Here is a 12,855-nt window from a genome sequence, read left to right on the forward strand (position 1 = left end):
TATGAGTGGTTCAAATAATACAAATTTACAATTAGCTTCTATGCGTTCAAGGGCATTAGCTTTTGTAATTGATGATTTTTTAATTACACTTTTAGTAGTAATTGTTTTTTGGGATACTATAGCTGCAACAACTGATGATGCTGCAGTAGTTTTAGCAATAATGAATCAATTTATCTGGCCAGTTTTATTTATAAAGTTTGTTTATCACTCATTTTTTGTATGGTACTATGGTGCAACTATTGGAAAAATCATAGTAAAAATTAAAGTAATTGATTACAATCATTTAGGAAGAGTATCCCTGTTAAGTTCTATGTTTAGATCAGCAGGTAGAATAATAAGTGAGATGTTTTTTTATATAGGATTTTTGGTTGGTTTTTTCAACGATGGGAAACAAACATTTCATGATAAAATTGGTAGGACGCTAGTAGTTGATGTTTAAAAAATTAGTTTTTATATGTTTGGTTGCACTATGTACTTCAGTAGGTGCAAAAGAGGTAAAAGATAATAAGTTTCAAATTGTTGCTAATAAAGTTGATAGTGAAAATAATGTAATAACTGCATATGGTGATGTTGTGATTTTTTCATCAAGCTACTATGCAAGTGCTCAAAAAGTAATTTATAATAAAAAAGATGAAACATTTGAGTTTTTTGATGATGTTTTGATAATTAAAGATAATCAAATTCAAACTCAAAGTGATTATGCATTTTTAGATAATAAAACAAATGCACTTTTTCAAAAACCTACTTTAATTTTTGAAGGAGATACAAATCTTTGGATTAACTCTGAAAAATCTAATAAAAAAGAGGAGTTAGTAACTTTAGAGAAATCTATATTATCAAGTTGTGATTGTGAAGACCCTGACTGGAGTATTAAGGTTTCTAGTGCTGAATATAACTCTGAAACTAAATGGCTACACACTTTTAATACTAGACTTTATATAAAAGATATTCCAATTTTATATACACCTTATTTTGGTTTTTCAACTGATAGAACTAGAAGAACTGGTCTATTAATTCCTACTGTTGGTTATGGAAGTGACGAAGGGTTTTTATATTCACAACCAATTTATATTGCTCCTGCACCAAATTATGATATTGAATTAATTCCTCAATATAAAGCAAGAAGAGGTAAAGGATTAAACACATATTTTAGATATGCAGATTCAGAAAACTCAATTTTAAAACTTAGTGCAGGGATGTTTAAAGAAGATAGTGACTACTTTTTAGAAAATCAATTAGAAAATCAGAATCATTATGGTTGGAGTATTGATTATGAAAGAAATAGACTATTTTCTAAGGGTGATTCTCAAGATGGACTATTTGTAGATGCTTCATGGCTTAGTGATATTGAATACAGAAATTTAGAACCTATTAGCACAATTGATGAAGATAATGAAAAGAAAGTTGAGTCAAAAATTAATTATTTTTATAATAGTTCAAAATATTATACTGGACTGTACTTTAGGTACTATTTAGATACATCAAAAGAGTCTAATAAAGATACAATGCAAGAGTTACCACAAGCGCACTTTCACAAATACTCAGAACCAATCTTTTTAGATAATTTATTATATTCAACTGATGTAAGATATACAAATCATTATAGAGAAGAAGGAATTACAGCTAATAGATATGATATAAATATCCCAATATCTTACTCTTTATCTTTTTTTGATGACTATTTACAATTGACTTTAAAAAATGAAACAGTTATTAATCATTTAAAATATGATGATAGTAATTTAGATTATGAAGATGGTACTTTTATTGAAAATATTACTAGCTTAGGACTTAGTACAGATTTGATTAAACCTTATGAAAACTTTTTACATACTGTTAATTTGGGTGCTGATTATATTGATGCTAAAACAATAGAAGATGATGGAGATTTATTTAGTATAAATAATAATACATCTGAATTAAGTTTCTTCCCTGTTTCTAAAACTAAAAGAAGTCTTTTATTAAGTTTAAATCAATCGTTGTATGATAGAGATAATTTAAAACAAATAGTAAACCACAAATTAAAACAATCAATTATTTTTGATGAGTTTAATGATCCAAAACTACAAAATATGGAAAATGAAATAGTATATAATTACTTTTTAGGAACTTTATCAAATAAAGTAATATATAGTCACTTAGATAATACTTTTATTGAGAACTCAACTTCTTTTTCATTAAATTACAATGATTTTACTTTAAGGCTAGGATACTATATGTCTAAAGATACTCCAAACTCTGGAAAAGAAGATTTAGAATCATATAGAGCTGATATGCAGTATAAAATTTCAAGAGATTATAGTATTGGATATTATACAAACTATAATTTAGAAGAGAATATGAGAACAAAACAGGGACTAAGATTTTCTATAAATGATAGTTGTTGGAATTTAGATTTTAAATTTGAAAAAGAGATGGAAGCAAGCTCTAGTAAGCTTTATGATAGAAAAGAGCAAGATGTTTTATATGTTCAATTTTTATTAAAACCAATTGGTGGTTTACAACAAGAGTATAACTTAAGAAAAAAAGAGAGATAAAATAGATGCAAAATGATGAGCAAATATATTTCAAAAATAGAGATGTAGCTGCTTTTAGATTACTTGATGTATTACCTATTGATAGTATGAAACTTGAAGATTGGACAGTTTTTGCTACTTCATATGGAGGAGTTCCTATTGCAAAAATCATAGCAAATAGATTAGAATCAAATTTTGATTTACTGCTTTCAAGTAAAATAATGGCTCCAAATAATGAAGATTGTGAAATTGCTATTGTTACAGAATCAGAAGAGGTAGTAATACATGAAGAGTTAGCAAAATCATTTGAAATTAGTTTAGATTTTATTTTCGCAAAATCTAAACAAGTTTACGATAATGAATTAATGAAAACAGTTAAATTGTATAGACAAGATGCAAGAATAGAGGAATTAACTAATAAAAATGTATTATTAGTTGATGAAGGGTTAAATACAGGACTTACTATGATGGCTTGTATTAAAACAGCAATTAATTTAGGAGCAAAGTCGGTATCTGTTGCTACACCAATTTTACCAAGTGCAACAGTACCAACTATTGAAACAATTGCTGATGATTTATATTATGTAAAAAAACTTGATCATTTTGTATTTATTGATTTTTATTATGATAAGTTAGAAAATATAGATTTTGAAGATGTAAAAAATATTAAATAAAGGAAAAGTATGTCAACAGTTTGTGAGTTTGAATTAAATGGGAAAGAAGAGATATTTGAATTTGATAAAGTAGCAAAACAGTCAAATGGATCTGTTTTAGCAAAATTAGGAAATGCAGTAGTTTTAGCAACAGTAGTAAGTGAGTTTGATAACCCAGTTGAGGAGGATTTTACTCCATTAACTGTTCAATATGTTGAAAAAACTTATGCTGCTGCTAAACTTCCTGGAGGATTTATAAAAAGAGAAGCAAAACCAAGTGAATTTGAAACACTAACTTCAAGGGTTATAGATAGAAGTTTAAGACCACTTTTTCCAAAAGGTTATGTATATCCTACAACTATTACTGTTATTGTTTTAAGTGCTGATAAAGATGTTGATTTACAAGTATTAAGTCTAAATGCAGCAAGTGCTGCTTTATATACTTCAAACTTACCAATTAAAAAATCTGTTGCTGGTGTTAGAATCGGAAAGGTTGATGGGGATTTTGTTATTAATCCAACATCTAATCAATTAGAAGAGTCAACATTAGATTTATATGTAGCTGGTTCAAAAGAAGAATTATTAATGATTGAAATGAAATCTATTTCAAGTGAAGAGATGGTTGAAGTTGATATAGAAGCATTTACTAAAATTCATAAAACAAATGAAATGAGTGAAGATGAATTAGTAGAAGCAATTGCTTTAGCTCAAAGAGTATTAAATGATGTTAATACTACATATGAAAATGGTTTTGAATCGGTTTCAAAAGAGCCAAAAAATGTTGAACTTGTTGAGTTTACTATTGATGAAGCAATAATTACTAATGTAAGAAATAATTACACTTCTAATGTTAAAGAAGCTATTAAAAAACTTGCAAAAAGTGAAAGAGCAGTTGAATTAAAAGAGGTTGCAAAACTTATTCTTGATAAAGAGTATAGTGATGATGAGAATATAACTTTTGCAGAAGTTTATGAAGCTGTTTCTATTATTAAAAGAGAAATTGTAAGAAAAATGATTGTTGAAGAGAAAGTAAGAGCTGATGGAAGAGGGTTAAGAGATGTAAGACCTATTAATATAGATACAAATATTCTTCCTTCTACACACTCGTCTTGTCTTTTTACAAGAGGTGAAACACAAGCTTTAGTTGTAGGTACAATTGCTGGACCAAAAGATGGACAAATGTATGAAGTTTTAACAGATAAATCTACATCTATGGAAAATTTTATGGTACACTATAACTTTCCAGGTTTTTCTGTTGGTGAAGCAAAACCTATGTTTGGAGTAGGAAGAAGAGAGTTAGGTCATGGTAACTTAGCAAAAAAAGCTTTAGAGTCTACAATTGATAAAGATTTTAGTGAAACAATAAGATTAGTATCTGAAATTCTTGAATCAAATGGTTCTTCATCAATGGCAACAGTTTGTGGAGGTTCTTTAGCTCTTAAAGCTGCTGGTATTCCAGTATCAAATCTTGTTGCAGGTGTTGCAATGGGTATGGTTGTTGAAGGAGATAAATATTCAGTATTAACTGATATTATGGGACTTGAAGATCATGATGGCGATATGGATTTTAAAGTTGCTGGTACAAGTGAAGGAATTACAGCATTGCAAATGGACATTAAATTAGGTGGAATTGAATTATCTGTATTAAAAGAGGCGTTACTACAAGCAAAAGAGGGTAGAATGCATATTTTAGGACTTATGGAAGAAGCTGCTAGCGAAATTGTACCAAGTGACGCACTTCCTTTAGTTGAGCAGTTTGCAATTGATCCAAGCAAAATTATGGTTATTATTGGTAAAGCTGGTTCAACTATAAAAGAGATTATAGAAAGATTCTCTGTTTCAATTGACTTAGATAGAGATAGTGGAAATGTAAAAGTTAGTGGAGAGAATAAACAAAATGTTCTTGATGCTTGTGAGCATATTAAGACAATTTCTAATAATGCAGCTTCAAAAAAAGAAAGTGGCAAAAATGTTGATTTTGGTAAGCTTTACTCAGCAGAAGAAGTACTTGATGGAAAAGTAGAAAGAATTACAGATTTTGGTGCATTTATATCTTTACCAAAAGGTGGAGAAGGCCTACTACACATATCTAAGATATCAAAAGAGAGAGTTAAAAATGTATCTGATGTACTAAGTGTAGGACAAGAAGTAAAAATTAAAGTTTTAAATGTGAAGAAAGATAGAATAGAATTAGCTTCAACACTTTTATAAAAATTTTAATACTAAATTAATACTTCTTTAGTTAAGATATAAAAAATAATATTTATTTACAAGAGAACAAGGGGTTTTTTATGGCTAAGCTTTTAATAGTAGATGACTCAACAATGTTAAGAGATATGTTGAATTATGCACTTAATGAAGGTGGTTACAATGATGTAACAGAGGCAATTGACGGCGTTGATGGGTTAGAAAAAGCTAAAGCTTCAATGTATGATTTAATTATTACTGATGTAAATATGCCAAATATGGACGGACTTACATTAATAACTGAATTAAGAAAGTTGTCACAGTATGCAAATAAACCAATATTAGTACTTACAACTGAAAGAAGCGATGAAATGAAAGCTAAAGGTAAAGCAGCAGGAGCTACAGGTTGGATTGTAAAACCTTTTGTTCCAGATCAATTGTTAAAAGCAGTTAACATAGTATTAAGTAGATAATATATAAAAGTAAAAAAGGATAAGTCATGTCTGGTTTTGATATATCTAAATATAGAGAAATGTTTGTAGAAGAAGCTGTTGAGCTTTTTGAATCTGCAGATAACGTTCTATTAGAAGCTGAAACAAATGGAACATTAACAGATGAACAAATGGGTCAGCTGTTTAGAGATGTACATACTTTAAAAGGAAGTGGTGCATCAGTTGAATTAAATTTCTTTGCAGAGTTTACACATGATGTAGAAAACATGATGGATAAACTAAGAAATCATGAAATAGAGTTTAAACCAGAAATGGCAGGTACTCTTATAGATGGTTTAGACGTAATGAGAGAACTACTTGATCTTGAAGTAGCAGAAGATTTAGATAGAGACACTTTTGAAGATATGACTACATCTTTATTAAAAGATATTAGAGCTTATATAAATGCAGAAGAAGTATCATCAACAAATGAAGCTTCAAATACTACACAAGCTTCACAAGTAGAAACGCCAACTGAAAACATTAAAAAAGAAGTTGATGATGAATCTTTAACTGATAATATTGGTTTTTTTGAAGATAATCTAAATGAACAAAGAGATCATAAAACATATGGAATTTTTGCAGATGATGATTTAGATGAAGAGAATACTCCTTATGGATTTTTTGATGATGATTTAAATGAAACTGCAAAATTAAGTATGGATGATAATTCATCTCAAAGTATTTATGAAGATGATGAAGAAAATTTTGGATTTTTTGATGAAATGCCAGCAATTACTCCCGATGCAGAACTTAAAACAAATGATGTTAAACAAGAAGTAAAAAAAGAAGAACCAATTAAACCTCAAAATAAAGAAGAAGTAAAAGAAGTAAAAAAAGAAGAAGCAGCAAAAGCTCCTGTGACAGCTAATAAACCAGTTGCAGATAAAAAAGCAAGACCTGAAAGAGCTAAAAAAACTTCAGCTAATAATAATATTAGAGTAAATCTTGATAAAATTGATTTACTTATGAATAATGTTGGGGATTTAGTTATTACAAATGCAATGTTAACTCAATTTTCAAGTTCTATTGAAGAAGCAAAAACAAGAAATGCTGTTTTAGAAAGACTAGAATTATTAGAAAGACATATTAGAGATATGCAAGACTCTATTATGAGTATTAGAATGGTTCCTATGGAATCTATTTATTCAAAATTCCCTAAAGTTGTAAGAGATATTTCAAGAAAACTTGGTAAAAAAGTTGCATTTAAACATTATGGTGATGGTGTTGAGATTGATAAAGCTATGATTGAAGGATTAACTGATCCTTTAATGCACATTATTAGAAACTCTTTAGACCATGGATTAGAAACTCCAGATGAAAGAGTTCAAAATGGTAAAAGTGAAACAGGTTCAATTACTATTTCAGCTGAACAAGCTAATGGTCAAATGATTATTACTATTAAAGATGATGGTAGAGGAATTGATGCAGAAAAAGTAGCTTTAAAAGCTTTAGAAAATGGGCAAATTGATAACAATCAGTTTGAATCAATGACTGATAATGATAAAGCAATGCTAGTTTTTGGTGCAGGTGTTACTACAGCTAAAGAGATTACTGATATTTCAGGTCGTGGAGTTGGAATGGATGTTGTAAAAACAAACATTCAAAAATTAGGTGGGGCAATAAAACTTGATACAGAAAAAGGTTATGGAACAAATATAACTATTATGTTACCTTTAACACTTGCTATTCTTGATGGATTAGATATTGCTGTTGGAGATCAAAAATATATCTTACCTTTAAGTTCTATTGTTGAATCATTACAACCAACTTCAGATATGATTAAAAAGATTGGTGATGGAACACAAGACTTATTAATGTTAAGAGAAGAGTTTATTCCAGTTGTAAGACTGCATAATTTATTTGGAATAGAGCCAACTTTTGACAAACTTGAAGATGGAATGCTTATTGTTGTAAAATCAGGAAATACTAAAGTAGCTATTTCTATAGATGAGTTCTTAAATCAACATCAAGTTGTTGTAAAACCTCTTGATAAAAATTTTAGAAGTGTTGATGGAATAGGTGCAGCAACAGTAAGAGGTGATGGAAGTATTGGACTAATCTTAGATGTTTTAGGAATTATTAATGCTCAAATCAAAATAGAAAAAGACATAAATGCTTCTAAAAGAAAAGCATCATAGAAGACAATGAATGATACAAAGCATTTACACGAAAGAGTAAAAAAAATTCTTTATTCTTTGACTGGTATTACACTAGCAGAGAATAAAGATATTATGATAGCAAATAGGCTACATAAATTAAAAAGAGATACAAAATTTACTGGTGGAGATCTTGAAGATCTTTTAGATGCAATAGAAGAGGGTAATAACACTACAGAGTTTATAAACTCATTCACAACAAATAAGACACATTTTTTTAGAGAATGTTTTCATTTTGAAGATTTAAGAGATAGAGTGCTCCCACAATTTGCTAATAGTGGTAGACAAATAAAAATGTATTGTTCTGCTTCTTCAACAGGAGAAGAACCTTATTCGATGGCTATGACAGTTATGGAAGCAAAAGAACATTTAGGTAAAAATATAAATGCATCAATTTTAGCTACTGATATTGATACAAATGTATTACAGTATGCAGCAAATGGTGTGTATAGATTTTCTAAATCTTCAAAAGAGTTTCCAGAGTGGATAAAACCACCAAAGTATTTTAAAAGAAGAGTACAAAAGAATCTTGCAAATGAAGAGATTCTTATAAAAATTAAAGATGAACTTAAAAAGATGATTACATTTAAAGTTATGAATTTAAATGATTCATCTTATCCTTATGAAAAAGAGGAGTTTGACGTAATTTTTTGTAGAAATGTATTAATCTATTTTTCAGTGGAGGATCAAAATAAAATTCTAAAAAAACTGTTTTCTCATTTAAAAATAGGAGGAACATTATATTTAGGACATTCCGAAAATCCACATGATTTAATCAATTATGTTCAAAGAATTGGGCAAAATATTTTTATTAAGACTAAGGATGCATATTGATTTTAATAGGCCATAAAGATGGAAGTATTGAAAGAGCTTCAAATTCAAGATTCAACCAAAAAGTAAAAGGGTTTAATACTCATACAATAATAGGTGGTGAGTTTGCAGTTGGAAAAGATAGTGATGATATTGCTTTTAAAACTTTACTTGGGTCTTGTGTTGCTATTATGTTCTATGATAAAGTTCAAAAAATAAAAGGGATGAATCACTTTTTACTTCCATCTACAAAAAATTCAAATGAAGATATGAAATATGGCTTATATTCTGTAGAGGCAATGCTAAATGAGATGTATAAACTTGGTTGCAAAAAAGAGAATATTTCTGCAAAAATATCAGGTGGTGCAGATATTATGCAGCTTACAAATGCTATTCCAAATAGTAGTATTGGGCATCGCAATGTTGAATTTGCAAAAGATTTTTGTAAAGCAGAAGGTTTTAAACTTATAAGTGAACACACAAGAGGTGAGCATGGTAGATTAATTTTGTTAGCCAATGATTTTAGTACTTTTATTAAAGTAACTCAAAAATCTGCAACTGATGCTAAAATTGTTACTGAAGAAAAAGCTCTTCAAACAGAGATTACAAAAGAACCAGTTATTAAAGAGTATGTTGGTGGTGTTGACTTATTTAATGATGACATTAAGAAAAAAGATGAACCACAAATGGAAATTGAACTATTTTAAATGAGAGTTAAATGTATACAGTATTAGTTATTGATGATTCACCCTCTATGAGAAGAATCTTAAAAGACATGGTAAATTCTATTGATGAGTTTGAAGTAATAGCAGATGCTATGGATGCATATGATGCAAGAGAAAAAATTAAACAGTATGAACCAGACTTAGTTACAATAGATATTAATATGCCAAAAATGGATGGAGTAACATTTTTAAGAAATCTTATGAGACTTCATCCTATGCCTGCTGTTGTTGTATCTGGTGAAAGTGTAAGAGGTAATGACATTTTTGATGATGGTGCTGTTGGATTTATCCCTAAACCTGAAACTGGTGAGTCTATGATAAAGTTTCAAGAAAGGATTAAAGATACTTTACTTAATCTTACTTTCTTACTTAAAAGATATACTCTAAAAAAGCCTAAACCACTTAAAAAACCTAAAAAAAGTACCTCAAATGAAATTGAGTATAAAGTTCATCCAGATGAAGTTATAAAGTCTTATCCTGCAACTTTTCCAGGAAGTAGGCTAATTGCGATAGGTTCTTCTACAGGGGGAGTAGAGTCTTTACTAAAAGTATTTAGAAAATTACCAAAAAATCTTCCTCCAATTGTTATTACTCAGCATATCCCGTATGGTTTTTCTTCTTCTTTTGCTCAAAGATTAAATGCAAACTCTGAAGTTACTGTACATGAGGCTAAAGAAGGGATGATTTTAGAAAATAGTCATGCATATTTAGCTCCTGGTAATATGCATTTAACTATTGATAAAAGACGAGATGGGAAATATGTTACAAGACTTTTAGATACTAAAAAAGTAAGTCATCATAAACCAAGTGTAGATGTATTATTTAGGTCTATAAATAATAGCGTTGGAAGTTCTGCTATGGCTGTAATGATGACAGGTATGGGGGATGATGGAACAATTGCAATGAAAGAATTATATGATAATGGTGCATACACTGTTGCTCAAAATAAAGAGAGTTGTGTTGTTTTTGGAATGCCTGCAAAAGCTATTGAAGCAAATGCTGTAAAAGATATAATACATTTAGAAGAGATTGCTGATTATATAATTGAATTTTCAAAAGGTAAAAGAAGAAAGTAGGGTATAAAACCCTACTTTAAAATATATCAGTTGTTCTTTTTAATTTATCCTTATCAAAATGTGTATATATTCTAGAGGTATTAATATCTGCATGACCTAAGGATTCTTGTACAAGTATTAAGTCTTTACTTTTTTGATAAAGCATTGTTGCAAATGTATGTCTTAACATATGTGCACCATTTTTATCTTTCCTAATACCTACGCTTAAAAGAATTTTTTCAACAATACTACTTATATAGGCTTGACTTAAAGGTTTTCCTTTCTGATTACAAAAAAGTAAATTATCTTCACAAACTCTATATTCAAACCATTCTTTTAGGTCTTTTTTAATAATCTCTTCTTTTATCATTACAACTCTTGGTTTATTACCTTTTCCTCTTACTTGTATAATATAGGCATCCTCATCTTTATTAAAATCTTTTAAATCTATATTTATTGCTTCACTTACTCTTATTCCTGTATATAAAATAGTTTTTATAATTAATCTATTTCTTGCTGCAATTTTTGCACTAAATGGATAATATTCAATGCCTTTTATAAATCTTTGAATCTCTTCTTTTTTCATAAAAGAGGGCAGTTTAGTACCTGATTTTCCTGCTAAACCACCCCAGTTTTTAAGTTCTATACCAAATCTATGTACAAAGCCATTTTTTTCTTCATTTTGTTTATCTATATATCCAAAAAAAGAGATTAGGGCAATTCTATAGTTCTTTTTTGTTGCATCAGATAAATTACTTGTTTCAGTTATCAAAAAATCACTTAATAACTCTTCATCAATCTCTTTTAAAGAGTTGGGCTTAAAACTTAAAAAAAAGTTATATAGTTTTTCTAATGGTATAAAATATACATGAATGCTATTTATACCATTATTTCTAACTTCTTTGATACAGTTTTTAAGTTCACTAATATCAGAAAAACCTTTAATTAATTTTTGTAGTTCTAGTGCTAATTTCTCTTTATCTTTTACTTGTCTATTAGATAAAGTAGTTATTTTATTTCTAAGAAAACGTGATAGCCAAAATAGATATGTTTTATTGAAGTTCTCTTCACAGTCAAGTGGGTATTTCATCATTAACCTTTTTATTTTAATTTTGGAAACTATAATTTCCAAACTATAACATAAATATCCTGATAATACCCTAATAGTAAATAGCTTTTATTGCTATTTACTATTGTATGTAGCTAAATCATCCATTGATACAAAAAGTCCCTTTTTTGAAATTTTGCCATAATGGTCATTATATTTTGTTTTGTAAACTTTTTCTATTCTAAGTAATCTTCCTTTTAAATAAAAAGAGCTTTTGATTTTCATATCATCTAATATCTTTTTTTCTTGATAGTCTCCATCATAAATAAATACTTCTATGGGATTTGTTTGCATTTTAAAAAATGTGTAACCTTTTTGTTCATCTATTTTATATAACTTATTAAGATTTACTTCTTCTTTTTTTATATTTTCATTTTTAGATGTTTGCACCTCTTTTTGTTTTGTTGAGTTGCAGCCAGTAAATAATATAGCTAGTGCTATTGTTGTAGAAACTAATATCTTTTTATGCATTTTGCTCCTTTATTTTCAGTTTAAAAGTACTCTTTTTCTAATTTTTTCATTTGTATCTTCAAATTTAACATATAGTGGAGTTATTTTAAAGATTTTATATCCTTCTAAAATATCATTCTCTTTGTAATATCTATTTTTATACTTAATCATATTATTCTCATATATTAGATGTTTTTTTATTTGTGCTAAACTATTTTTGATTTTTAATATAGAATGAGGTTGTTTTTTTATTTTTTGTTTACTATTTAACTTTTTCTTATCACCCTCTTCTTTAGTTTTTTTATTACTTGCAATATTATTTGGATTTATAACTGATGTACTTATATAATCTAAATCTATAATTGCTGTAATAGTATCATCATCTTCATTTTTTATAATCTTCATATTATCAAGTTTTTCTTCTATATCATTATTTACAACAACTTTAGGTTCATTTATAATTTCGCTCTTTTGGGTACTTTTGATTTTCTCAGTATTGATATTTGATTGATTTTTAGTATTTATTAGAGTGCTATTTTTTATAGTTTTATCATCATTAAATGAAAAAGTAAATAGTGATATAAAAAATAGTATAGAAAATATACCTGTAGCTGTAATATATTTACTTTTTATATCTATTTTATTAAATTTATATTTTAAGTTTTTTATTAAATTTAAAATAATAGAAGAGTATTTTATTG

The 12,855-nt window shown here is 28.0% G+C and carries 12 protein-coding genes; 9 read left to right on the plus strand and 3 right to left on the minus strand.

Features of this window, described 5'->3' with window-relative positions; all coding sequences use genetic code 11:
- Window position 1: 1 nt before the first annotated feature.
- From CP960_RS07680 to cheB, 9 genes are all read left to right on the plus strand, one after another.
- The gene (locus CP960_RS07680; RefSeq protein WP_101184833.1) at window positions 2–439 is read left to right on the plus strand and encodes an RDD family protein; all 438 of its coding nucleotides are present in this window, start codon (window positions 2–4) and stop codon (window positions 437–439) included.
- On the plus strand, window positions 432–2,537 hold the full coding sequence (locus tag CP960_RS07685; protein ID WP_101184834.1) for an LPS-assembly protein LptD: 2,106 nt from the start codon (window positions 432–434) through the stop codon (window positions 2,535–2,537). Before CP960_RS07680 ends, CP960_RS07685 begins: the two co-directional genes overlap by 8 nt.
- A 5-nt stretch (window positions 2,538–2,542) precedes the next feature.
- The gene (locus CP960_RS07690) at window positions 2,543–3,190 is read left to right on the plus strand and encodes a phosphoribosyltransferase (protein WP_101184835.1); all 648 of its coding nucleotides are present in this window, start codon (window positions 2,543–2,545) and stop codon (window positions 3,188–3,190) included.
- A gap of 9 nt (window positions 3,191–3,199) precedes the next feature.
- Window positions 3,200–5,380 carry a polyribonucleotide nucleotidyltransferase gene (locus tag CP960_RS07695; protein WP_101184836.1) on the plus strand — a complete coding sequence of 727 codons (2,181 nt, stop codon included), beginning with the start codon at window positions 3,200–3,202 and terminating at the stop codon, window positions 5,378–5,380.
- Between the two features lie 80 nt (window positions 5,381–5,460).
- Window positions 5,461–5,829 carry a response regulator gene (locus CP960_RS07700; protein ID WP_101184837.1) on the plus strand — a complete coding sequence of 123 codons (369 nt, stop codon included), beginning with the start codon at window positions 5,461–5,463 and terminating at the stop codon, window positions 5,827–5,829.
- Between the two features lie 26 nt (window positions 5,830–5,855).
- The gene (locus tag CP960_RS07705) at window positions 5,856–7,988 is read left to right on the plus strand and encodes a chemotaxis protein CheA (protein WP_101184838.1); all 2,133 of its coding nucleotides are present in this window, start codon (window positions 5,856–5,858) and stop codon (window positions 7,986–7,988) included.
- Window positions 7,989–7,994: 6 nt separating this feature from the next.
- Window positions 7,995–8,840 carry a CheR family methyltransferase gene (locus tag CP960_RS07710; RefSeq protein WP_101184839.1) on the plus strand — a complete coding sequence of 282 codons (846 nt, stop codon included), beginning with the start codon at window positions 7,995–7,997 and terminating at the stop codon, window positions 8,838–8,840.
- On the plus strand, window positions 8,837–9,523 hold the full coding sequence (locus CP960_RS07715; RefSeq protein ID WP_101184840.1) for a chemotaxis protein CheD: 687 nt from the start codon (window positions 8,837–8,839) through the stop codon (window positions 9,521–9,523). Before CP960_RS07710 ends, CP960_RS07715 begins: the two co-directional genes overlap by 4 nt.
- Before the next feature lie 11 nt (window positions 9,524–9,534).
- The gene (cheB, locus tag CP960_RS07720) at window positions 9,535–10,617 is read left to right on the plus strand and encodes a chemotaxis-specific protein-glutamate methyltransferase CheB (protein ID WP_101184841.1); all 1,083 of its coding nucleotides are present in this window, start codon (window positions 9,535–9,537) and stop codon (window positions 10,615–10,617) included.
- A gap of 16 nt (window positions 10,618–10,633) precedes the next feature.
- On the opposite strand, the gene CP960_RS07725 is transcribed toward cheB, so the two are convergent.
- From CP960_RS07725 to CP960_RS13750, 3 genes are all read right to left on the minus strand, one after another.
- Window positions 10,634–11,686 carry a tyrosine-type recombinase/integrase gene (locus CP960_RS07725; RefSeq protein WP_101184842.1) on the minus strand — a complete coding sequence of 351 codons (1,053 nt, stop codon included), beginning with the start codon at window positions 11,684–11,686 and terminating at the stop codon, window positions 10,634–10,636.
- 93 nt (window positions 11,687–11,779) lie between these two features.
- Window positions 11,780–12,175: a hypothetical protein gene (locus tag CP960_RS07730; protein ID WP_101184843.1), complete on the minus strand. Its 396-nt coding sequence runs from the start codon at window positions 12,173–12,175 to the stop codon at window positions 11,780–11,782.
- A gap of 15 nt (window positions 12,176–12,190) precedes the next feature.
- On the minus strand, window positions 12,191–12,855 hold a 665-nt coding region (locus tag CP960_RS13750; RefSeq protein WP_165777365.1), incomplete at its 5' end, for a hypothetical protein.

This window comes from Malaciobacter halophilus (genome assembly GCF_002837275.1).
GTDB lineage: Bacteria > Campylobacterota > Campylobacteria > Campylobacterales > Arcobacteraceae > Malaciobacter > Malaciobacter halophilus.